Origin of the sequence: Streptomyces sp. HUAS 31, assembly GCF_028198125.1 — a bacterium.
In the GTDB taxonomy this organism is placed as follows: Bacteria; Actinomycetota; Actinomycetes; order Streptomycetales; family Streptomycetaceae; genus Streptomyces; species Streptomyces chartreusis.
On sequence record NZ_CP116353.1, the window covers coordinates 3,630,570 to 3,652,339 of the forward strand.

Below are 21,770 nucleotides of genomic sequence, written 5' to 3' on the forward strand. Positions count from 1 at the left end.
GGCGGTCGGGCCCCTCCGATCAGGACGAGGCCCGCGTCACCAACTCCGTGGCCAGGACCGCCTGGTTCCGCTCCAGGTCCCTCGACGCCGCCGGGCGGCGGTCCGCGATCTCGGTGAGGAGGAGGTCGATCATGCGGCGTCCCATCTCCTCGATCGGCTGGCGGACGCTGGTGAGGGGCGGGTCCATGTGACGGGCGATGGCGGAGTCGTCGTAGCCGACGAGGGCGACGTCCTCGGGGATGCGGCGGCCCGCCTCGCGCAGGGCCTGGCGGGCGCCGGCCGCGGTGACGTCCGATCCCGCGAAGACCGCGTCCAGGTCGGGGTGGCGCTCCAGCAGGGCCCGCATCGCGCTGACGCCGCCCTCCTCCGTGAAGTCACCGGGCTCGATCAGCCCGTCGTCCACCGGGCGGCCCGCGTCACGCAGGGCGTCGCGGTAGCCGTCGACGCGGCGCTGGGCGCCGTAGACGTCGAGGCGGCCGGTGATGTGCGCGATGCGGGTGCGGCCGCGGTCCAACAGGTGCTCCACGGCCGAGCGGGCGCCGCCGTAGTTGTCCGAGTCCACCGAGGTCAGCGTCTCCGCGGCCGATCTCGGACCGCTGATCACCGCCGGGATCTCCAGTTGGGCCAGCAGGTCGGGCAGCGGGTCGTCCGCATGGACCGAGACCAGCAGGACGCCGTCCACGCGGTGGGCGGCCAGGTACTGGGCCAGGCGGCGCCGTTCCTTGTCGCTGCCCGCGAAGATCAGCAGCAACTGCATCTCGGTGTCGGTGAGCTCGGCACCCACACCCTTGAGCATGTCCGAGAAGTACGGTTCCGCGAAGAACCGGGTCTCCGGCTCGGGCACGACCAGCGCAATGGCGTCCGTGCGGTTCGCCGCGAGGGCGCGGGCGGCGGTGTTGGGGACGTAGCCGAGTTCGGCGACCGCCGCCTCGACCGCCGCGCGGGTCGCGTCGCTGACCCGGGGCGAGCCGTTGATCACCCGGGAAACGGTGCCGCGCCCGACGCCCGCGCGGGCCGCCACCTCTTCGAGGGTGGGCCGACCGCCGCTCCGGCCCCGCGCTCCGTGGGTTGCCATGGGCTCCGCCTCCCGTTGACCATTCCGTTGGCCTGGAATTTAACAGTCCCGCCGGTGCCGTGACCGTCCGCGGGGATCGTTGATCAAGACCCTGCTTCGGCCAAATACAGGCGATCTTGGCCGAGTTCGCACCCGCACCGCCGGCCCTGCCGAGTTAGCTAACGGGCCGATAACTGAACACATAACTCCGCGTCCGCTCCCTTGACACCCCCGCTCGGACCGACGAACCTTCAACACATCACCTGTGGGAGCGCTCCCACAGTACCTGACACATACACATCCCGCACGTTCCCCGCCCGAGCCGCAGCGAGTACAAACGAACGGGCCCAACAATGCAGTTGGCCGGGGGGTCGGCACGTCAGGCAACAGGAGGACGCAATGCGCACGAGTACCCGCAGGTCCCGCCGGCTGATGGCCCTCGCGGCCGCGGCCGCGCTGACGACAGGGCTGCTCGCCGGCTGCGCCGAGGACTCGGACGACGGCTCTTCGAACGAGGGCGGTGGCAACGGAGGCGGTGGCAAGACCACGCTCACCATCGGCACCTTCGGTGTCTTCGGCTACAAGCAGGCCGGCCTCTACGACGAGTACATGAAGCTCCACCCCGACATCAACATCAAGGAGAACGTCACCACCCGGACCGACGTCTACTGGCCCAAGACCCTCACCCGCCTCCAGGCCGGCGCCGGCACCGACGACATCCAGGCGATCGAGGTCGGCAACGTCACCGAGGCCGTGCAGACGCAGGCCGACAAGTTCGTCGACCTCGGCAAGGAGGTCGACAAGTCCCAGTGGCTGGACTGGAAGAACGCCCAGGCCACCACGAAGGACGGCAAGCTGATCGGGCTCGGCACCGACATCGGCCCGATGGCGATCTGCTACCGCAAGGACCTGTTCGAGAAGGCCGGTCTGGAGACCGACCGCACCAAGCTCGCCGAGCAGTGGAAGGGCGACTGGGGCAAGTACGTCGACCTCGGCAAGGACTACATGAAGAAGGCGCCGAGCGGCACCAAGTTCGTGGACTCCGCCTCCTCCGTCTACAACGCGGCCCTCGGCGGTGAGGTCGAGCGGTACTACGACAAGGACGGCAACGTCGTCTGGGACAAGTCCGCCGGTGTGAAGAAGGCGTGGGACGTCGCCATGGACGTGGCGACCAGCAACATGTCCGCGAAGCTGAAGCAGTTCGACAAGCCGTGGGACCAGGGCTACGCCAACGGCACCTTCGCCACCGTCGCCTGCCCTGCCTGGATGATCGGTTACATCCAGGAGAAGTCCGGTGAGGCCGGCAAGGGCAAGTGGGACGTGGCGGCGGCGCCGACCGCGGCCAACTGGGGCGGTTCGTTCATCGGCGTGCCGACGGCGAGCAAGCACCAGAAGGAGGCCGTCGAGCTGGCGAAGTGGCTGACCGCGCCGGAGCAGCAGGCGAAGGTCTTCGCCAAGCAGGCCAGCTTCCCGTCGGCCCCGTCGTCGTACTCGAGCCTGAAGCCGGCGGCCGCCACTCAGGCGTACTTCTCCGACGCGCCGATCACCGAGATCTTCTCGGCCTCCGCCAAGACCATCCCGACGCAGTACCTGGGCACCAAGGACCAGCCGATCGGCACCGCGATCACCGACATCGGCATCCTCCAGGTCGAGCAGAAGGGCAAGAGCCCGGAGCAGGGCTGGGACGCCGCGACCAACGAGATCAAGGACGTGCTCGGCCAGTGAGCAGTTCCAAGCAGGCCCTCGCGCATCCCGCGTCGAGTGCCGACGCCGCGCCCGGTGACAAGCCGGGCGCGGCCGGCCGCGCGAACGGTCGCGGTACCCCGCCGCCGGGGAGCAGTTCCTGGCGGAGCCGGCTGTACCGCTGGGACATGAAGGCGTCGCCGTACGCGTTCATCTCCCCCTTCTTCATCGTCTTCGGGGCGTTCTCGCTCATCCCGCTGCTGTACACGGCGTGGTACTCGCTGCACAACGTGCAGCTGGCCGATCTCGACGGCCAGACCTGGGCCGGCCTGGACAACTACGAGAACCTGCTGTCCTCGGACTTCTTCTGGAACGCGCTGTGGAACACCTTCACCATCGGTGTGATCTCCACGGTGCCGCAGCTGCTGATGGCGATCGGCCTGGCGCATCTGCTCAACTACAAGCTGCGCGGCTCGACCGTGTGGCGCGTCGTGATGCTCACCCCGTACGCCACCTCGGTGGCGGCGGCGACGCTGGTGTTCGTGCTGCTGTACTCCTGGGACGGCGGCATGATCAACTGGCTGCTGGACTTCGTCGGCATCGACCCGGTCAACTGGCGCGAGTCCGACTGGGGTTCGCAGTTCGCGGTGTCCTCGATCGTGATCTGGCGCTGGACCGGCTACAACGCGCTGATCTACCTGGCGGCGATGCAGGCGATCCCGGTCGACCTCTACGAGTCCGCGGCGATCGACGGCGCCAACCGCTGGCAGCAGTTCATCCATGTGACGATCCCGCAGCTGCGGCCGACGATCCTGTTCACGGTCGTCGTCTCCACGATCGGCGCGACCCAGCTCTTCGGTGAGCCCCTGCTGTTCGGCGGGGTCTCCGGTTCCAAGGGCGGCTCCGAGCACCAGTACCAGACGCTCGGTCTGTACATGTACGACCAGGGCTGGATCATCGGCAACCTCGGCAAGGCGTCCGCGATCGCCTGGTCGATGTTCCTGATCCTGCTGATCGTCGCCGTGATCCAGCTGCTGATCTCCCGACGGCTGAGGAAGTCCCAATGACCGCGACCGAACTGACGACACCTCAGACCGCGGAGCCCGTGCAGACCCGGCGCGAGCGGCCCCGGGTGATGGGCGCCGGCAAGCAGCTGCACGCCGGCCCGCTCACCTATGTCGTCCTGTCCCTCTTCGCGCTGCTCTCGCTGGCCCCGCTGGTGTGGACGGCGATCGCGGCCTCGCGCACCAACCAGCGCCTCGCGGAGACCCCGCCGCCGCTGTGGTTCGGCGGGAACCTGTTCAAGAACATGGAACGGGCGTGGGAGGAGGGCGGGCTCGGCACGGCGATGTTCAACACCATCTTCGTGGCAGGCATGATCACCATCAGCACGGTGCTGTTCTCCACGCTTGCCGGCTTCGCCTTCGCCAAGCTCCGCTTCAAGTTCTCCGGCGTCCTGCTGCTGCTGACGATCGGCACGATGATGATCCCGCCGCAGCTGGCGGTCGTACCGCTGTATCTGTGGATGGCGGACCTCGGCTGGTCGAACCAGCTCCAGACGGTGATCCTGCCGACGCTGTGCACGGCCTTCGGTACGTTCTTCATGCGGCAGTACCTGGTGCAGGCGCTGCCGACCGAACTGATCGAGGCGGCCCGGGTGGACGGCGCGAGCAGTCTGCGGGTCGTCTGGCACGTGGTGTTCCCGGCGGCGCGGCCGGCGATGGCCGTCCTCGGCCTGCTGACCTTCGTGTTCGCCTGGAACGACTTCCTGTGGCCGATCATCGCCCTGAACCAGGAGAACCCGACCGTGCAGGTCGCGCTCAACTCCCTGGGCACCGGCTACGTTCCCGACCAGGCGGTGATCATGGCGGGCGCCCTGCTCGGCACACTGCCGCTGCTGATCGCCTTCCTGCTGTTCGGCAAGCAGATCGTGGGCGGCATCATGCAGGGCGCGGTCAAGGGCTGACGCCCGGCCCGCCGCCCGTACGTCCCACGGCCCCGGGGGCCGCGTCACCGCCGCCCCGGCCCCCGGCCCCGCCCTTCCCCCCTCTCTCTCCCCCCTCCCCTCTCCCCTCCTACTCGTACTCGTCGGTCTCCACGACCTCCAATGGGAGCGCTTCCATGCCTGAGCCCATGACACCCGTGTCCTTTCCGCCCGCCTTCCTCTGGGGTGCCGCGACCTCCGCGTACCAGATCGAGGGGGCGGTCCGGGAGGACGGCCGCACGCCGTCGATCTGGGACACCTTCAGCCACACCCCGGGCAAGACGGCCGGCGGCGAGCACGGTGACATCGCTGTCGACCACTACCACCGCTACCGCGACGACGTGGCGCTGATGGCCGACCTCGGCCTGGGCGCGTACCGCTTCTCGATCTCCTGGTCACGGGTGCAGCCCACGGGACGCGGGCCCGCGGTCCAGCGGGGCCTGGACTTCTACCGCCGTCTGGTGGACGAGCTGCTGGCGAAGGGCATCAAGCCCGCCGTCACCCTCTACCACTGGGACCTGCCGCAGGAGCTGGAGGACGCGGGCGGCTGGCCGGAGCGGGACACGGCCTACCGCTTCGCCGAGTACGCCCAGATCGTCGGCGAGGCCCTCGGCGACCGCGTGGAGCAGTGGATCACGCTCAACGAGCCTTGGTGCAGCGCCTTCCTGGGCTACGGCTCCGGCGTCCACGCGCCGGGCCGCACCGAGCCGGTCGCCACGCTGCGCGCGTCCCACCACCTCAACCTCGCGCACGGCCTCGGCGCCACGGCCCTGCGCTCGGTGATGCCCGCCCGCAACACGGTGGCCCTGAGCCTCAACTCCTCCACCGTACGGCCGGTTTCGCAGGACCCCGCGGACCTGGCGGCGGCCCGGAAGATCGACGACCTGGCCAACGGCATCTACCACGGCCCGATCCTGCACGGCGCCTACCCGGCCAGCCTGTTCACGGCGACGGAGCAGTTGACGGACTGGTCGTACGTCCTGGACGGCGACCTGGCGGCGATCAACCAGCCGCTCGACGCGCTGGGCCTGAACTACTACACGCCCGCGCTGGTCTCCGCGAGCGACGCCGAGCAGGCCGGCCCGCGTGCCGACGGGCACGGGGCGAGCGAGCACTCGCCGTGGCCCGGCGCGGACGACGTGCTGTTCCACCAGACTCCGGGTGACCGCACGGCCATGGGCTGGTCCATCGACCCGACCGGCCTGCACGAGCTGATCATGCGGTACACGCGGGAGGCGCCCGGCCTGCCGCTGTACATCACCGAGAACGGCGCGGCATACGACGACAAGCCCGACTCCGAGGGCCGGGTCCACGACCCGGAGCGCATCGCCTATCTGCACGGCCACCTCGCGGCGGTCCGCCGCGCGATCACCGACGGCGCCGACGTCCGCGGCTACTACCTGTGGTCCCTGCTGGACAACTTCGAGTGGGCGTACGGCTACGAGAAGCGGTTCGGCGCTGTGTACGTCGACTACACGACCCTCACCAGGACGCCGAAGTCGAGCGCCCACTGGTACGCGAAGGCGGCCCGGACGGGCACGCTGCCCGAGGTGGACGAGGTGTTCTAGCCGACGGGGGTCCGGGGGACGGGGCGCGGCACGGTGTGGGAGCGTGCCGCGCCCCGCGGTCGTGCCTGCCGCCGCGGTGTTGCCGGGCGCTGCGGTGTCGCCGGGCGCTGCGGTGTCGCCGGGCGCCGGGCGCCGGGCGCCGGGCGCCGGGCGCCGGGCGCCGGGACAGAAATACGCGCCCCGGCCGGATGGGGGGAAGACCGGCCGGGGCGCGCCCCCCGTGGTCGGGAAAGGCCTACCGGGTCAGTTGTAGGCCGCGAACGCCTTCGAGAAGGCGAACTTGTCCTGGAGGATCGAGCTGCATGTCGCGTCGGCCGCCGGCTTCTCGCCGCCCGCGCACTGCTTGTCGCGGGTGGCCGACCACATCGAGAGCCAGCCGAGGCCCTTGGACTTGGCGAAGTTCACCAGCTGGGTGGCGTCCTCGACCTTGAAGATCTCCGTGGTGACGTCGTTGACGCCGATCATCGGGGTGACCGCGACCGCCTTCCAGGCGGCGCTGTCGGAGAGGCCGAGGACGCTCTTGACCTGGGCCTGGGTGGCGGTGGCGGCCTGCTCGGCGTAGGTGCCCATGTCGCCGCTGTAGGCGGGGCCGTAGTCCATCGCCATGATGTTGACGGTGTCGATCCGCACGCCGTTCTGCTTGGCGTCGGCGAGCAGGTCCACGCCCGGCTGGGTCAGGCCCTCCGGCATGACGGGCAGGGTGTAGGAGACGTCCAGGTCCGGGTGCTGCCGCTGGAGCTTGGCTATCGCCTGCGCCCGGCGGGTGTTGGCCGCCGTGTCCGGCAGGGCCCCGCCCTCGACGTCGAAGTCGACCTTGGTCAGCTTGTAGGCGTCCACGGCCTTGCCGTACGCCGCCGCCAGCGCGTCCGCCGAGGAGCAGGTCGTCGCCAGCTCGCTGCCGGCCGCGCCGCCGAACGAGACGCGGACGTCGCCGCCCTTGGCCCGTAGGTCACCGATCTGTGCGGCCACCGCGTCGGTGCCGAGGTCCGTGACGCCGCCCCACTTGGGGGTGCAGCCGCCGCCGTCGGTGATGAAGGCGAGGTTGTAGTTCTTCACGCCGGTCGCCTCGGCGCTCGCCGCCATGTCGAAGGCCGGGTACAGGGAGGTGTCGATGTACGGGGCGAAGCCGGCGGCGGCCTTCGTGCCGGTGCCGGGGCTCTGCGTGGGCTTGGCGGTGGGGGTCGCCGTGGCGGTGGCCGTGGGCTTCGCGGTGGGCTCGGCCGACGCGGTCGGCGTCGGGGAGGGCGACGGCGGCTGCGTCGGGCGGCCGCTCGGTTCCGGGGTCGCGGTGTCGTCCGTGGAGCACTTGGCGTCGTCGATGAGACAACCCGTGGGCGCTGCCGTGCCGTTGACCACGAAGCCGACGGTGACCGACTCGCCGACGGCCAGGCCGTCCGTGTCCCACTTCGGCGGCGTCACGGTGACGTGCCGGCCGCTCACGCTCGACTCGGCGTTCCACAGGGAGCTCAGCTTCGCGCCCGACGGCAGGTCGAACTCCAGCGTCCAGTCCTTCTTCGTCTGCGCGCTGTTGTTCGTGACGACGTACTGGGCGGTGTAACCCGTCGACCAGTCACTGGTCTTCGTGTACGCCGCTCCGACGCCGGCCGCCTGGGCGGTGCCGGTGAACACGAGCGCGCCCCCGCCGACCGCGGCCGCGGCGACCAGTCCGCCGATCGCCTTGCTCCTGCCGCTGACCCTGCGCCGGTGCGTCCTCATCGCGTGTCTGCCTTTGCTGTTCGAGGTTGGGGTGCGGCAGCACGCTAGCGACCCCGAATCGGGCAAAATGCCTGATCCGGACGGGGGTTGAGGAGCTTATGACGCCCTTAAGGAAGAGATCGGGGACGGTTAAAGGTAGAGACCAATCTGCCGGGCCGGCGGCGGCGAACGGACCCGCGATGCCCTCGCCGAACCGGCTCCCTGCCGTCCAGCTGGATCCAGATCCGCACCTCGGTCCCGCCGAGCACCGACGACCCGATCCGCACGTCCCCGCCCGTCGACTCCGCGAGCCGGCGCACGATGTCAAGGCCGAGCCCGGTCGACCCGGCGCTGCCGGAGCCCCGCCCGCGCGCCATCGCCGCCTCGGGATCGGATATGCCGGGCCCCGCGTCCGAGACGAGCACGATCACCGCGTCCTCGCCGTTGTGCACGTCGACCGCGAACGCCGTGCCCTCGGTGGTGTGCCGGAAGACATTGCCGAGCAGGGCGTCCAGCGCGGCCGCCAGATCCGCCCGGGCCACCGGTATCCGCACCGGCCGCTCCACGCCGGCCACCCGCACCTTGCGGCCCTCGTCCTCCGCCAGCGCCGACCAGAACGCCATGCGCTCGCGCACCACTTCGGCCGCGTCGCACCCGGCGCCGGGACCGGCGGCCACCGTCTGCGGCTTGGCCTCGCGGGCGGTACGGATGATGGTGTCGACCTCGCGCTCCAGCTGGGCGACGGCCGTGCGGGTCTGCTCGGCGGCCGGACCGTCCCCGAGCGAGGCCGCGTTCAGCCGCAGCACGGTCAGCGGGGTGCGCAGCCGGTGGGACAGGTCGGCCGCCAGCTCCCGCTCGTTGGCGAGGAGTTGTACGACCTGGTCGGCCATGGAGTTGAACGCCACGGCCGCCAGCCGCAGTTCGGTCGGTCCCTCCTCCGGCACCCGGGAGCCCAGCTTGCCCTCCCCCAGTTCGTGCGCGCCCTCGACCAGGCGCTGGGCCGGCCGCACCATCCGCACACCCAGCCGGTCGGCGACGGCGACCGAGCCGACGATCAGCGCGAGGCCGACCCCGGCGAGCACCGTCCAGGCCGTGGTGAGCCCGTTGGTGACCTCCACGTCGGGGACGAACACCTCGACGACGGCTATCTCCCCGGAGCTGAGCGCGACCGGCTGCAGCAGCGTGGACCCGCCGGGGACGTCGCTGGTCGAGGCGCGGCCCAGTCGTCGTACGGTCGCGATGTCGGCGGCGGCGGCACGCTGCCGGCCGAGGTCGACGGCGTTCGTGCCGCCGGACGCCTTGTCCGAGGAGGCCGGGATGTGCACTGCCATGCCCGAGTCGGAGCCGGCCGAGGCGACGACCCGCTCCAGTTGGTCCCGGTCGGTGGTGATGGACAGCGCGGGAGCGACGGCGGCGGCCTCCCGCTCGGCGTTGGAGAAGGCGCGGTCGCGGGCCATCTCCCGGATGACGAGTCCGAGCGGCACCGCGAAGGCGACCACGACCATGGTGGTGACGGCCAGGCAGACCTTGACCAGGGCCCATCTCATCGCGGCAACTCCCCACCCGGTGGTTCCAGCTTCACGCCCACGCCGCGCAGGGTGTGCAGATAACGCGGTCGCGCCGCGGTCTCCCCGAGCTTGCGCCTGAGCCAGGACAGATGGACGTCGATCGTCTGGTCGTCGCCGTAGGACTGCTGCCACACCTCGGCGAGCAGTTCCTTGCGGGGCACGACCACTCCGGGCCGGGTGGCCAGGAAGGTGAGCAGGTCGAACTCGCGGCGGGTGAGGTCGAGTCGGACGCCGTCCAGCTCGGCCTGGCGGCGCAGCGGGTCGACGGTGAGGCCGCCGACGCGCAGCACCGCCTCCGGCGGCAGGTCGCCGGCGCCGGCCCGGGAGCGGCGCAGGACGGCCGCCATGCGGGCCGAGAGGTGCTCGACCGAGAAGGGCTTGGTGAGGTAGTCGTCCGCCCCCGCGTTCAACAGCCGGACGATCTCCGTCTCGTCGTCCCGCGCGGTGGCGATGATCACAGGGACGTCGGTGATTCCGCGCAGCATCTTCAGGGCCTCGGAGCCGTCCAGATCGGGCAGTCCGAGGTCCAGGATGACCACGTCGAAACGGAGATGGGCGACCTCGCGCAGCGCCTCCAGCGCCGTCCCGACGCTGCGGACGGTGTGGGCCGCGTCGGTCAGGTGCCGGATGAGCGCCGAGCGAACGAACGGGTCGTCCTCGACCACGAGCACACTTGCCATGCGCCGCACCGTACGCCATGCCGTCGAGCCGGGTCCGGGCCTGTGGACAACTCACCACCTGTGGACAACCGGGCGACACTCCTGGGACGCGTGAGGCAGTATGGCCCGCGATGCGCAGAGGACTCGTACACGTACTTGCTTGGTCGCTCGCCACCGGCGCGGCGGTCACGCTGTCGTGGTGGGGTGTCCACACGGTGATGGCGGGCACGGTCTACGACCGCCCGCGCGCCCTGCCCATCACGGCGGCCGACGCGACGACTCAGGGCTCCAAGCCGCTGGCGTCCTCGACGCAGTCCCCCAAGGTGCCGCCCCCGTCGAAGAGCCCTTCGACGAAGCCGACCGGCAAGCCCCGCACCCCGACGCCGTCGTCGAAGCCGACGACCAGCGCCCCGGCCCCCTCCCCCACCTCGTCCGGCCAGGTCAAGAGTTACGACACCGACGGCGGCCGGGTGGTCTTCGACATCGGCGACGCCTCCGCGACCCTGGTCTCCGCCACCCCGGGCTCCGGCTGGTCGATGCAGGTGTGGAAGACGGAGACATGGATCAGGGTGGAGTTCGCCGCGGGCGCGGACCGGGTGTCGGTGTTCTGCACGTGGCACGACGGGCCGCCGCGGGTGGAGATCGGGAACTACTGACTCACCGCGGGGACCGTCTCACCCGAAGGGCGTTGAAGGGCGTGCTCATCTGAAGCGGGTGCTCAGGTGAAGACGGACGCCGGTGGTGCCGGCGACGCCACCGCCGCCGCGTCCGTGACCGGTACGGCGCCCCCGGTGAAGTCCCTGAGGGAGCGGCCGTGTTCGACCCGCGCCGGATGCGGGTCGGAGGCGGCGCGACGGGTCAGCTCGGCCACCGGCAGCGAATGGTCGGCGGCGACCAGGACCGCGTTGCCGAACCGCTTGCCGCGCAGCACCGTCGGGTCGGCCACCAGCGCCAGCTCGGCGAACCGGGCGGCGGCGGTGGCGATCTGGCCCCGCAGATGCGCGAGCGGCGGCCCGTCGGCGAGGTTGGCGGCGTACCAGCCGCCGGGGCGCAGCGCGCGGCGGACCTCGTCGAGGAACTCCGTGGAAGTGAGGTGGGCCGGGGTGCGGGCTCCGCTGAAGACGTCGGCGATGACGAGGTCGGCCCAGGCGTCGGGCACCTTGGCGAGCCCTTCGCGGGCGTCGGCCGAGCGCACCCGGACGCGGGCGGCGCGGTCCAGGGGGAGTTCGCGGCGGACCAGCTGGACGAGGGCGGCGTCGCGCTCGACGACCTGCTGCGTGGACCGAGGGCGGGTGGCGGCGACGTAGCGGGCGAGGGTGAGGGCCCCGCCGCCTAGGTGCACGGCCTGCACCGGCTTGCCGGGCGCGGCGACGAGGTCGATGACGTGCCCGAGGCGGCGCTGGTACTCGAAGGAGAGGTGGGCGGGGTCGTCCAGGTCGACGTGCGACTGCGGCGCCCCGTCGATCAGGAGCGTCCAGGCCCGCGCACGGTCCCGGTCGGGTATGAGCTCGGCGAGTCCGCCGTCGACGCTCTCGACGACGGAGGCGAGGTCCGCGGCTGACCGCCGGGGCTTTCTGGACTTTCCCACTCCGCCATTATCAGGGGGCGGCGGCGCCGCCGCGCCTGCGCCGGTCACCGACAGTTGTCGGCCGCCTCGATCAGCCGCGCCGCCTCGCCCAGGGCCGCCCGCAGCACCGCGGGATCGGTCGCCAGGTCCGCCTCCCCGGGCGGCAGGAGCCAGTCCGAGCCCTCGACCGGCGGCTCGGGGTTCAGGTCGAGGCTCAGGCCCCGCCCGTCGGTCTCCGTACAGGTGCTGCCCGGCACGTCCCAGGCGGCGGCCGTGCCCGGCGGGACCACGAAGCCGAGGGTGTCGCCGCCGTCGTCGTGCAGGACGGGCCCCACCGCCTCGCAGGCCCCACGCCGCAGGATGTCGACGGCCTCCAGGCCCTGGCGCGCAGGGACGGTGACCACGTCGCACCCCGACTCCGGGTCGCAGCCCTCGCCCGGCGGCGCGCTGCACTCTGCGGTCGGCGCGTGCCTCGCCGTTGTCGACGGCGTACGAGGCACGACGCTCTGGCTGGTCTCCATCCCGACCTCCACCACGGAACCCCTTTTGCAGTCCGAAGAGTTCAACGCGTCGCGGTGTCAACGGCTACGGCGGAAGTCCGCCGCAAAGGATGGCAGTTCATGGCAGATCACGTATGAGATATCCGGTTTGTAGCCAAACCCTGCGTGGTGGCTCCGCTACAGCAGGTACGTTCTTGCCCGCCGGACGCAAGGGCACCACACGGATTTTCGGTTCAACTCGTCCGCGTCCCGGCATGGTTCGACGGTTCGCACGAGAGGACCCGGCCATGACGTCGTCAGAGCTGACCTCGTCCCAGCCTTCCAGGCCACCACGGCCGAACATCGCGTTCCGGCAGTTGCGCGGACAGCGCTCGCCGGCCGAGTTCGCCGCGGTGGTGCGACGGGCCGCTCGCGAGATCGATGAGCGGGTCAGCTGTGACGCGCGCTACATCGGCAGAGTCGAGGCCGGCGAGATCCGCTGCCCCAACTACGCGTACGAACGGGTGTTCCTACATATGTTCCCCGGCCGCACCCTCACCGACCTGGGCTTCGCGCCCCGCTCGTCCGTACGCGGACGCCGGGCGCACGCCGAGGACGACGCGCCCCTGGCACACACCACGAGCCCGGCGCTCGCCACGAGTGAGACGCAAGGGGCCCACGAGCCGTATGACCCACTGAACCCGCAGGACCCGTACGACCCGTGTGACGCGTACGGCACAGCGCAGAACGACGAGAACCACGAGGAGAGCGACGTGCTACGTCGCGCATTCATGACCGGCGGAGGCGCCACGGTGGCCGCCGCCTCACTGAGCCCCCTGGGGCTCGCCCACGACGCCGCGGCCGCGGAGCGTCCCCACAGACGTGTCGGGGGACGGGAGGCGGACGCGCTCGAGCAAGCCGTGCGCCGCATCCGGCTGCTCGACGACCGGCACGGCGCCGACGGCCTCTACCGGCGCGCCGCCGCCCCCCTGCGGGCCGCCTACGCGCTGCTCGACGCCGGTACGACCCGGCAGGCGACCGGCGACCGGCTCCACTCGGGCGCGGGTGAACTGGCCATCTCGGTGGGATGGCTGGCGCACGACTCGGGGCGGTTCGACGACGCCCGCTCGCACTACGCGGAGGCGCTCGCGACGGCCCGGATGGCGGGCGACCCGGGTCTGGAGGCGCACGCCTTCTGCAATACGTCCTTCCTCGCACGGGACGCGGGCCGGCCCCGTGAGGCGGTGCGGGCGGCGCAGGCCGCGCAACGCGTCGCGCGCTCTCTGGGCTCGTCCCGGCTGATGTCGCTGCTCGCGCTGCGCGAGGCGGGCGGCTGGGCGGGGCTCGCCGACCGCACCGGCTGCGAGCAGTCCCTCGCCCGTGCGCAGGCCCTCTTCCAGCGGGGCCACTCGGAGGCCGACCCGGAGTGGATGAGCTTCTACGGGGAGGCCGAGCTGGAGGTCCTGGAGGCGCAGTGCTGGTCGACGCTCGGGAACTGGCAGCGGGCGGCGCGGCACGCGGGGCGGGCGGCCCAGCTCCAGGATCCGCACTTCACCCGCAACATCGCCCTGTACACCGCGCAGCTGGCGGACGACCTGGCGCGGGGCGGACGCCCCGACGAGGCGGCCGCCGCCGGGATGCGGGTGCTGGACCTCCTGGACCTGGTGCAGTCGTCGCGGGTCCAGACGATGCTCGCGGGCACGGCCCGGGTGCTGCTGCCGCACCGGCGGGCGAGCGGTGTGTCGGCGTTCCTGGAACGGCACGCCTCGGCGCCTCGCAAGCCGTGACCGGCGGGGCGGGCTCGCGGGTGGGCGAGCGGTCCTGGTGAATCCCGGTGCGGCACCGCGCTCAAGGGGCGCGGGGAACTGCGCGACCCGCCCCCACCCGCCCGCAGGTTCATCACGGTCCTTCCGGCGGAGCGTTCAGCCGGCCAGGTGCCCCGAGTCGTTCCAGCTCTCGATCGCGGCCTCGCCGTAGGCCCAGCCCAGCACCGACAGCGAGGTCGGGTTCAGCCGGATCCGGGCCGCGAAGTCGAGCGGCAGCCCCAGCCAGCGCGCGCCGATGGACCGCAGGATGTGCCCGTGCGCGAACACCAGCACATCCCGGTCCGCCTCGCGGGCCCACGTCACCACCTCGTCGGCACGGGCCGTCACCTCGGACAGGGTCTCCCCCTCGGGCACGCCGTCGCGCCAGATGAGCCAGCCCGGACGTATCGCCTGGATCTCGGCCGGCGTCATGCCCTCGTAGGCGCCGTAGTCCCACTCCATGAGCGTGTCCCAGGTGCGCGCGCGGTCACCGAAGCCGGCGAGTTCGCACGTCTCACGCGCGCGTGACAGGGGGCTGGTGCGGACCTCGACGCCGTCCAGTCCGTCGCAGGGCGGCCGGTGCAGGCGCTCACCCAGCAGCTTCGCGCCCCGGCGGCCCTCCTCCAGGAGGGGTACGTCGGTCCTGCCGGTGTGCTTGCCGGACAGCGACCACGCCGTCTGTCCGTGCCGGGCCAGCAGGATGCGCGGTGCCATTGCGGGGCCTTCCGGGAGAAATGAGAGGCGGAACGCTTACATCATCGCGCACGCTTGGCGCGGGCAACCCGCCGGGCGATCTCTGCGTCTTGAGGGCCGGGGCGCCCGAAAGGGGCGCGCGAGTACACCGTAAAGTGGTTCGACCGGTCCACCGGGCGCCGTGAAGAAAGAAGGGGGAGGCGATCGGATGCCGCACGCCGACATAGCTGGCGTGGAGGCGACGCCGCGGACCCGCCTGCGCTGGTGGACCGAGCTGCCGCTGATATTGCTGGTCTACGCCTGCTACTCGGCGGGCCGGCTGCTCGCCCGGGGTGATGTCTCCACCGCCGTCGACCACGGCCTGGCGATCCTCGACATCGAGAAGGCCCTGTACCTCAACGCGGAGCACCCCCTCAACCGGCTCTTCACCAGTGAGCCCTGGATAGGCGTCCCAGCCGACTTCTGGTACGCCTCGCTGCACTACCTGATCACGCCGGTGCTGCTGGTGTGGCTCTTCAGGTCCCGCACCGTGCACTACCGTGCGGCCCGCACCTGGCTGATGACGTCGACCTTCATAGGTCTGATCGGCTTCACCCTGCTGCCGACCTGCCCGCCCAGGCTGCTCGCCGGCGGCCACGGCTTCGTCGACACGATGGCCCAGTACAGCTCCTACGGCTGGTGGGGCGGCGAGGCCAGTGCGCCGAAGGGCCTCGGCGGTATGACGAACCAGTACGCGGCGATGCCGAGCCTGCACGTCGGCTGGGCGCTGTGGTGCGGGGTCATCCTGTGGCGGTTCGGCGGGACGCGCCTGACGAAGGTCGCCGCGGTCGCCTACCCGCTGATCACGACGATCGTGGTGATGGGCACCGCCAACCACTACTTCCTCGACGCGGTCGCGGGCGCCGCCGTGATGGGCGTCGGCCTGCTGCTGGCGCCGTATGTGATGCGGATCATGGACCGGGCGCGGGCACGGTTCGGACCGGGGGCGACGCCCGTCGCGGCCCCCGCCGGTTCGGTCGCCAGGGGCGCGGGCGCCACCGTCACGGTGGGCTCTGCCGCCACTTCCTCCTCGATTGTCAGTGGCGGATGCCAGACTTCCGTGGGTGAGCGAATTCCACGGCAGCGCGAGTCCCGGTTCGGATCCGGAGCCGAGCCGAGTGCCTCTCCCCAGGACGCGGGGGACGGCGCTCCGGCACCGGCTCGCTGAGCTGCGCGGTCCCGACGTACCGGCCAAGGCGCTGGACGCGCGCGCCCTGGCCGCCCTCGCCGCCAACCCCGGCTGCAAGCGGCGCGCCATCCTGGACGGCGCCGGGGTGAACAAGGCCGCCCTCGCGGGCGCGTTGGGTTCGCCGTCGGCCTTCGGGCAGTCCCAGTTCGCCCTCACGCGCGGCAACGCCTTCGAGGCGAAGGTCAAGGCGGACGGCGGCGCGGAGCTGCTGCGCCTGGTCCACGAGAAGCTGGACCGCGGCGCCGAACCGCCCGCCCACGCACGCGTGCCCGAGCTCACCGCGACCGGCCCCGAGGGCCGCACGGCCCGTACGGCGCTGGCGCTGCGCGAGGCCACCGAGGCGCCCGGCGAGTGGACCCTGCTCGACCACCCCATGCTCGCGCTGGACGTCGCCGGCTCGCCCGCCTTCCTGGAGCCGGACGCGGTCGTCGTGCACCCGGACGGCAGCTGGACGGTCGTGGAGATCAAGTCCTTCCCGATGCTCGACGGTTCGGCGGACCCGGCGAAGGTGGGCGCGGCCGCGCGGCAGGCGGCGGTGTACGTGCTGGCGCTCGAGCAGGTCGCCGCCCGGCTGGAATCCGCCCCACGCGTGCGTGACCGCGTCCTGCTGGTCTGCCCCAAGGACTTCTCCAACCTCCCCACCGCCTCGGCCGTCGACGTCCGCAAGCAGCGCGCGGTGACCGCCCGCCAGCTTGACCGGCTCACCCGCATCGAGGACATCGCCGACGCACTCCCCGCCGGCACCTGCTTCTCCCCCGAGCTGCCCGCGGCCGACCTGACGGCCGCCGTCGAGTCGGTCCCGGCGACCTATGCGCCCGAGTGCCTGTCCGCCTGCGAGCTCGCCTTCCACTGCCGCGCCCGCTCCCTCGAGTCCGGCGCGGTGACGTCGCTGGGCCGCTCGGTACGGGCGGAGCTGGGCGGCCTGACCACGGTCGAGGACGTCCTGTCGGCGGCGCGCGGCCAATCCGGCGACCCGGACGACCCGGCGGTGGCGGCGCTGCGCAGAGCGGCACGCCTGCGTGCCGAGGCCCTCGGTCAGGAGGCGGTGGCCGGGTGTCGCTGATCTCCACCCTCGCCCGGCTGGAAGCAGTCAGCACCGGTCGCGCCCAGCCCGCCGCGACCGTCCGCCACCGGCATCTCTCGCAGCGCCCGCTCGTGTTCGTGCCCCTCACCACCGCCGGTGAGGCCGGTGCCCCGCTCGGTGCGCTGGTCGGCACCGACCGGGACGCCCCGCATCTGCTGGTCGTACCGCAGCCGCGCGACCGGGACCTCAGGTTCGCGTTCCTGTCCGAGCTGGCGGACGTCGTCCTGCCGTACATCGACTCCTTCGCCGAGGAGGTGGAGGCGGCCGAGCGCAACGAGACCGACCCGGAGACCGGCAAGCGGGTCAAGGTCGAGGTCGAACTGTGCGCGGACGCCCCGCAGTTGATCATGCCGAGCCGCGCGGGCGTCGAGTTCGTACGGCTGCTGGGCCGGTCGATGCGTTTTCGGCGTACGGCGGAGCAGGACCCGGAGGCCCCTTATCCGGCGCCCCCGCGCGTGCCGCTGCTCGGCCGCTGGCTGACCCACTTCGGCGAGCGGGCCCGCGTGCCCGGCTCCTCGCTGCTGCCGGCCATGACGGACCTGCTGTCCCGGCACTGGGCGACCGGCCAGTCCACGCTGGAGGACCAGCACCTCGGCGCCCTGCTCGCCTGGATCGACCCTCCCGAGGGCGAGACGGGCGCCGAGGCCGCTCTGCGCGCGGAGCTCGCGCGGGACCGGGACGGCCAGCTGCTGTGCCCGCCGGCCGGTCCCGCCACCGACCCGGCGTTCGACAACAAGCTTCTCGCTCCCGCGATCGAGCGCTACGACCGCGCCCGCACCGCCCTCGCCGCCTCCGAGGACGGGCTGGAGGCCGATGACCGGCTCGGGGACCTCACCGCCGCCGAGCGGGAGATCCGTGCCCTGGTGGCGAGCCGGACCCGGCCCACCTGGGACGCGGTGTGGCGGGGCCTGGACCTGCTGCGGGCGCTGCCCGTGGCCGGGCGGGTGGAGGAGCGGTGGACCCGCGACCGCTGGTCGTTCACCGGCCACCGGGACCGGGTCGTCGCCGGTGAGCCGCCGCAGCCGCGCCGCGACGACGCCGTCACCGCCGCGAACAAGCTCGCCGCGCGGGAGCGGGAGCAGGCCCGTCTTGAGGCCCAGGAGGCGCTGGACGATCCGCTGGTGATGGCGGGGCGGCGGCTGGCCGGGGAGGCGTTCGCGAGCGAGGTCACCGACGTGGTGATGGCGTACAGCGAGGGCAAGCGGCCGAGCCCGCGGCCCCTGGTCACCGTCCGCACGGACGACCGGCCGCATCTGGGCGAGCGGGCCAAGGTGTTCCGCTCCCTGGGCGGCAAGCCCCAGTCGGCGGAGTTCGTCGGCCACGAGGACGCCCTCGACGAGGACGGCGGCGCGCTGCTGGTGCTGCGTGTGCTGGACAAGATGGGCCGCGGCAAGGAGCCGGAGGAAGGATCGGTGCCGCAGAAGGGCGACCTGGTCTGCTTCACGCTGTTCGAGCACGAGCAGCGGGGCGGCGCGAAGCTGCCCGAGCCGGAGCAGACACCGTGGACGCACGGCGGGCCGCCCGGGGAGCAGGAGTCCGAGGCCGCCGATCCGCTCACCCAGGAGGACGTGCTGTGACCGCCGTGTTCGACCCCGGTGCCGCGGCGTCCGCTGCCACCGACGCGATCCTGCACAACACCCTGCACAGCGACGCGCGCGGGGTCGTGGTGGACTCCCCGCCCGGTGCCGGCAAGTCCACGCTCGTCGTCCGCGCGGCCCTGGAACTGGCGGACGCCGGGCGTCCGCTGATGGTCGTCGCGCAGACCAACGCGCAGGTCGACGACCTGGTGCTCAGGCTCGCCGAGAAGGACCCCGAGCTGCCGGTGGGCCGGCTGCACAGCAGCGACTCCGACCCGTACGACAAGGCGCTCGACGACCTGCCGAACGTACGCAAGTCGGCGAAGGCGGCCGATCTCGCGGGCCTGGCGGTGGTCCTGTCCACGGCCGCCAAGTGGGCGCATGTGAAGGTCGAGGAACCCTGGCGGCACGCGATCGTCGACGAGGCGTACCAGATGCGCTCGGACTCTCTGCTCGCCGTGGCCGGGCTGTTCGAGCGGGCGCTGTTCGTGGGCGACCCGGGTCAGCTGGACCCGTTCGCGATCGTGGGCAGCGAGCAGTGGGCGGGCCTGTCGTACGACCCCTCGGCCTCGGCGGTGACGACCCTGTTGGCCCACAACCCGGACCTGCCCCAGCACCGTCTGCCGGTGTCCTGGCGGCTCCCCGCCTCGGCCGCGCCCCTGGTCTCCGACGCGTTCTACCCCTACACCCCGTTCCGCAGCGGCACGGGCCACGAAGACCGCCGGCTCACCTTCGCGGTGCCCTCGGACGGCTCGGGCCCCGACCGGGTGATCGACGAGGCCGCGGAGTCGGGCTGGGGGCTGCTGGAACTGCCCGCCCGGCACACCCCGCGCACGGATCCCGAGGCGGTGCGGGCGGTGGCGACGGTCGTACGGCGTGTGCTGGACCGGGGCGGCGCGGCGACGTCCGAGCGCTCGCCCGACGCCGCGCCCCTGACCGCCGACCGGATCGCGGTCGGCACGGCCCATCGGGACCAGGCGGCGGGGGTCCGGGCGGCACTGGCCGAGCTGGGCGTGACGGACGTCGTCGTCGACACCGCGAATCGTCTCCAGGGCCGCGAGTACGACGTGACCGTGGTCCTCCACCCGCTCTCCGGCCGCCCCGACGCCACCGCCTTCCACCTGGAGACGGGCCGCCTGTGCGTCCTCGCCTCCCGCCACCGGCACGCGTGCATCGTGGTGTGCCGAGCGGGCGTGAGCGACCTCCTGGACGACTACCCGTCGACGGAGCCGGTGCAGTTGGGGACGCTGGTGAAGTTCCCGGACGGCTGGGAGGCCAATCACGCGGTGCTCGCACGGCTGGCGGAACACCGGGTGGCATGGCGGCCATGAAACGAACGGCACCCGCACGACCCTGCACCGGCCTCACCCGCCCAGCTGCCGGACGGAGTCCGGCACGCCGCCGGAGGCGGCCCATGGATGCAGCCCGGACGGCTGGGAGGCGAATCACGCGGTGCCGGCGAGACTCGCGGAACATCGGGTGGCCTGGCGGCCTTGAAGCCCCTGGAAGGACGGCAACCCCATTGACCTGTCCCGACGCCCTCTTGCGCGAGCGCGGGACAATGGACGGTGGACCGGTTCACAGCCGGGTCGCCGGGGACCCATGAGATCGGTGACGTACGAGGAGGACAAAGACATGGCGGAGCCCACGCCGCGTCGGAACGAACCGCGGCTACGCCCCGCGCCCCTGCTCTTCGAGCCCACGCAGGTGGCCGCCGACCCTGAGCACTTCTTCGACCTGGAGTCGATGGACGACCCCCGGGCGCTGCTCGCGCGGGCGACCGAGCTGACGCAGGCGTTCCGGGCGGCCACGGACCGCGCGGTGGAGTTCCAGGCCATCGCGGCGGCCCAGCTCGCCGATCCCCGGCGGTTCGACCGGCTGACGCCCGCCGACATCGCAGAGCGGGCCGAGTGGACCGAGGACTACGCCAAGAAGATGGTGGAGTTCGGCCGGGATCTGATGCGTGGTGTCGAAGGGGCGGGGCACGTCGACCCGGTGTGACCGACCCGGGCCCGTCCGCTCACCCACCGCCACCCTTTGGCATATGCCAGGCGGGCAAGATACCCGCTGTCGGCCTCCCCTGTCCGGCTTTTCGGCAACCCTGTGAGACCGCATGCTCACGCCAGGTAGATCTATGCGTCATGAGCAGCACACGGGACGACCTCTTCTCGGACGCCGGGTTCCACGCCACCGGGGTCGACGCCGCAGCACGGATCACCCCTGAGGGCGTCGCCTGGCTCGCCTCGGCAGGAACGTATCCCCGCAGCACGCTCGCCCTCTGGGAGGAGCGCCCCGCGGCCCCGGTGGTCCTGCCCTGCGGCTCCGTCTTCGACATCGTCAGCGCGCCCGCGCTCTTCGGGCGCCGGATGCTCGACCGGCTCTGGGACGGGGGGCCGGGTTCGGGGCCGGTGGCCGTCTATCGCGGGCGGATCCTGATGTTCGCCGCGCCGGGCACCGCCCAGCGGCTGCCCTCGCTGCTGCGCTGGGAGGAATTCGGCCGCACGGACGGGATGCCGCCGCTCCTCTGCCACGGCACGGGCGACGCGGTCACGGTGCCCGCGCCGGCCGATCCGGAGGGGCCGGACATGCCGCTCCCGGACCTGGACGTACCGGACGTGGACCTGCCGCTCCTGGCCCCCTCCGGCTCCCGCTGGCTGGTCGCGCCGGACACCCGTAATCCCTGGTTGCCGGGGCCCGAGGTACTGCTCTGGGCAGCCGTCCGAGCGGCCCGCGCCACCGTTCGGATATCGATTTTTCCCCACCCCGATCAGGGTGCTAAGGTCTACGACGTCAGCAGGCGCCGCTAGCTCAGTTGGTTAGAGCAGCTGACTCTTAATCAGCGGGTCCGGGGTTCGAGTCCCTGGCGGCGCACAGACAGTGAAGGCCCTTCGCAACTGCGGGGGGCCTTCGCATTTTCGCCGGGTCCTGCAGGGTCGGCCGGGGGTCCGGGGGTCGTCCCCCGGAAGATGCAGCATCAGCGGGTCCGGGGTTCGAGTCCCTGGCGGCGCACAGACAGTGAAGGCCCTTCGCAACTGCGGGGGGCCTTCGCATTTTCGCCGGGTCCTGCAGGGTCGGCCGGGGGTCCGGGGGTCGTCCCCCGGAAGATGCAGCATCAGCGGGTCCGGG

19 protein-coding genes and 1 tRNA gene are annotated in these 21,770 nt (G+C 72.1%); 13 read left to right on the forward strand and 7 right to left on the reverse strand.

Annotated features, from left to right (window positions below; translation table 11 throughout):
* Positions 1-19 precede the first annotated feature (19 nt).
* Positions 20-1,075 carry a LacI family DNA-binding transcriptional regulator gene (locus PGH47_RS15990; protein WP_271664000.1) on the reverse strand — a complete coding sequence of 352 codons (1,056 nt, stop codon included), beginning with the start codon at positions 1,073-1,075 and terminating at the stop codon, positions 20-22.
* A 378-nt stretch (positions 1,076-1,453) separates the two neighbouring features.
* Between PGH47_RS15990 and PGH47_RS15995 the strand changes: the two genes are divergently transcribed.
* From PGH47_RS15995 to PGH47_RS16010, 4 genes are all read left to right on the forward strand, one after another.
* Complete coding sequence (locus PGH47_RS15995) at positions 1,454-2,779, forward strand: ABC transporter substrate-binding protein (RefSeq protein ID WP_269640912.1); 1,326 nt, start codon at positions 1,454-1,456, stop codon at positions 2,777-2,779.
* Positions 2,776-3,804, forward strand: a complete 1,029-nt coding sequence (locus PGH47_RS16000; protein WP_269640911.1) for a carbohydrate ABC transporter permease — start codon at positions 2,776-2,778, stop codon at positions 3,802-3,804. The genes PGH47_RS15995 and PGH47_RS16000 overlap by 4 nt, the downstream gene beginning before the upstream one ends.
* On the forward strand, positions 3,801-4,703 hold the full coding sequence (locus PGH47_RS16005; RefSeq protein ID WP_271664001.1) for a carbohydrate ABC transporter permease: 903 nt from the start codon (positions 3,801-3,803) through the stop codon (positions 4,701-4,703). The genes PGH47_RS16000 and PGH47_RS16005 overlap by 4 nt, the downstream gene beginning before the upstream one ends.
* 167 nt (positions 4,704-4,870) lie before the next feature.
* Positions 4,871-6,289, forward strand: coding sequence for a GH1 family beta-glucosidase (locus PGH47_RS16010; protein ID WP_381633240.1), 1,419 nt, complete (start codon positions 4,871-4,873; stop codon positions 6,287-6,289).
* A gap of 243 nt (positions 6,290-6,532) precedes the next feature.
* On the opposite strand, the gene PGH47_RS16015 is transcribed toward PGH47_RS16010, so the two are convergent.
* The 3 genes from PGH47_RS16015 to PGH47_RS16025 form a co-directional block, all read right to left on the reverse strand.
* Positions 6,533-8,005: a glycoside hydrolase family 18 protein gene (locus PGH47_RS16015; protein ID WP_271664003.1), complete on the reverse strand. Its 1,473-nt coding sequence runs from the start codon at positions 8,003-8,005 to the stop codon at positions 6,533-6,535.
* Between the two features lie 107 nt (positions 8,006-8,112).
* The gene (locus PGH47_RS16020; RefSeq protein ID WP_271664004.1) at positions 8,113-9,531 is read right to left on the reverse strand and encodes a HAMP domain-containing sensor histidine kinase; all 1,419 of its coding nucleotides are present in this window, start codon (positions 9,529-9,531) and stop codon (positions 8,113-8,115) included.
* Entirely contained in the window at positions 9,528-10,232 is a 705-nt protein-coding gene (locus PGH47_RS16025) for a response regulator transcription factor (protein ID WP_030967866.1), read from the reverse strand. The genes PGH47_RS16020 and PGH47_RS16025 overlap by 4 nt, the downstream gene beginning before the upstream one ends.
* Before the next feature lie 110 nt (positions 10,233-10,342).
* Between PGH47_RS16025 and PGH47_RS16030 the strand changes: the two genes are divergently transcribed.
* On the forward strand, positions 10,343-10,867 hold the full coding sequence (locus tag PGH47_RS16030) for a hypothetical protein (RefSeq protein ID WP_271664005.1): 525 nt from the start codon (positions 10,343-10,345) through the stop codon (positions 10,865-10,867).
* Positions 10,868-10,929: 62 nt separating this feature from the next.
* Here the strand turns inward: PGH47_RS16030 and PGH47_RS16035 are convergent, their stop codons facing one another.
* Both PGH47_RS16035 and PGH47_RS16040 read right to left on the reverse strand, forming a co-directional pair.
* The gene (locus PGH47_RS16035) at positions 10,930-11,799 is read right to left on the reverse strand and encodes a spermidine synthase (RefSeq protein ID WP_271664006.1); all 870 of its coding nucleotides are present in this window, start codon (positions 11,797-11,799) and stop codon (positions 10,930-10,932) included.
* Between the two features lie 44 nt (positions 11,800-11,843).
* Positions 11,844-12,299: a hypothetical protein gene (locus PGH47_RS16040; RefSeq protein WP_185844160.1), complete on the reverse strand. Its 456-nt coding sequence runs from the start codon at positions 12,297-12,299 to the stop codon at positions 11,844-11,846.
* A 266-nt stretch (positions 12,300-12,565) separates the two neighbouring features.
* Here PGH47_RS16040 and PGH47_RS16045 point away from each other — a divergent pair, with 266 nt between their 5' ends.
* The gene (locus tag PGH47_RS16045) at positions 12,566-14,044 is read left to right on the forward strand and encodes a hypothetical protein (protein WP_271664007.1); all 1,479 of its coding nucleotides are present in this window, start codon (positions 12,566-12,568) and stop codon (positions 14,042-14,044) included.
* A gap of 135 nt (positions 14,045-14,179) precedes the next feature.
* Here the strand turns inward: PGH47_RS16045 and PGH47_RS16050 are convergent, their stop codons facing one another.
* Positions 14,180-14,776: a histidine phosphatase family protein gene (locus PGH47_RS16050; RefSeq protein WP_271664008.1), complete on the reverse strand. Its 597-nt coding sequence runs from the start codon at positions 14,774-14,776 to the stop codon at positions 14,180-14,182.
* 187 nt (positions 14,777-14,963) lie between these two features.
* Here PGH47_RS16050 and PGH47_RS16055 point away from each other — a divergent pair, with 187 nt between their 5' ends.
* The 7 genes from PGH47_RS16055 (at position 14,964) to PGH47_RS16085 (ending at position 21,515) form a co-directional block, all read left to right on the forward strand.
* Complete coding sequence (locus PGH47_RS16055; RefSeq protein WP_271664009.1) at positions 14,964-15,962, forward strand: phosphatase PAP2 family protein; 999 nt, start codon at positions 14,964-14,966, stop codon at positions 15,960-15,962.
* Positions 15,913-17,046 (forward strand): hypothetical protein, encoded by a 1,134-nt coding sequence (locus PGH47_RS16060; RefSeq protein WP_271664010.1) that lies wholly within the window; start codon positions 15,913-15,915, stop codon positions 17,044-17,046. The genes PGH47_RS16055 and PGH47_RS16060 overlap by 50 nt, the downstream gene beginning before the upstream one ends.
* Positions 17,037-18,644, forward strand: a complete 1,608-nt coding sequence (locus tag PGH47_RS16065; RefSeq protein ID WP_271664011.1) for a hypothetical protein — start codon at positions 17,037-17,039, stop codon at positions 18,642-18,644. The genes PGH47_RS16060 and PGH47_RS16065 overlap by 10 nt, the downstream gene beginning before the upstream one ends.
* Entirely contained in the window at positions 18,641-19,975 is a 1,335-nt protein-coding gene (locus PGH47_RS16070) for an AAA domain-containing protein (protein ID WP_271664012.1), read from the forward strand. The genes PGH47_RS16065 and PGH47_RS16070 overlap by 4 nt, the downstream gene beginning before the upstream one ends.
* A gap of 304 nt (positions 19,976-20,279) precedes the next feature.
* A complete protein-coding gene (locus PGH47_RS16075; protein ID WP_107905583.1) occupies positions 20,280-20,645 on the forward strand; it encodes a hypothetical protein in 366 nt (121 codons plus the stop codon).
* Between the two features lie 140 nt (positions 20,646-20,785).
* The gene (locus PGH47_RS16080) at positions 20,786-21,451 is read left to right on the forward strand and encodes a hypothetical protein (protein ID WP_271664013.1); all 666 of its coding nucleotides are present in this window, start codon (positions 20,786-20,788) and stop codon (positions 21,449-21,451) included.
* Positions 21,442-21,515: transfer RNA gene (locus tag PGH47_RS16085), tRNA-Lys, on the forward strand. The genes PGH47_RS16080 and PGH47_RS16085 overlap by 10 nt, the downstream gene beginning before the upstream one ends.
* Positions 21,516-21,770 lie beyond the last annotated feature (255 nt).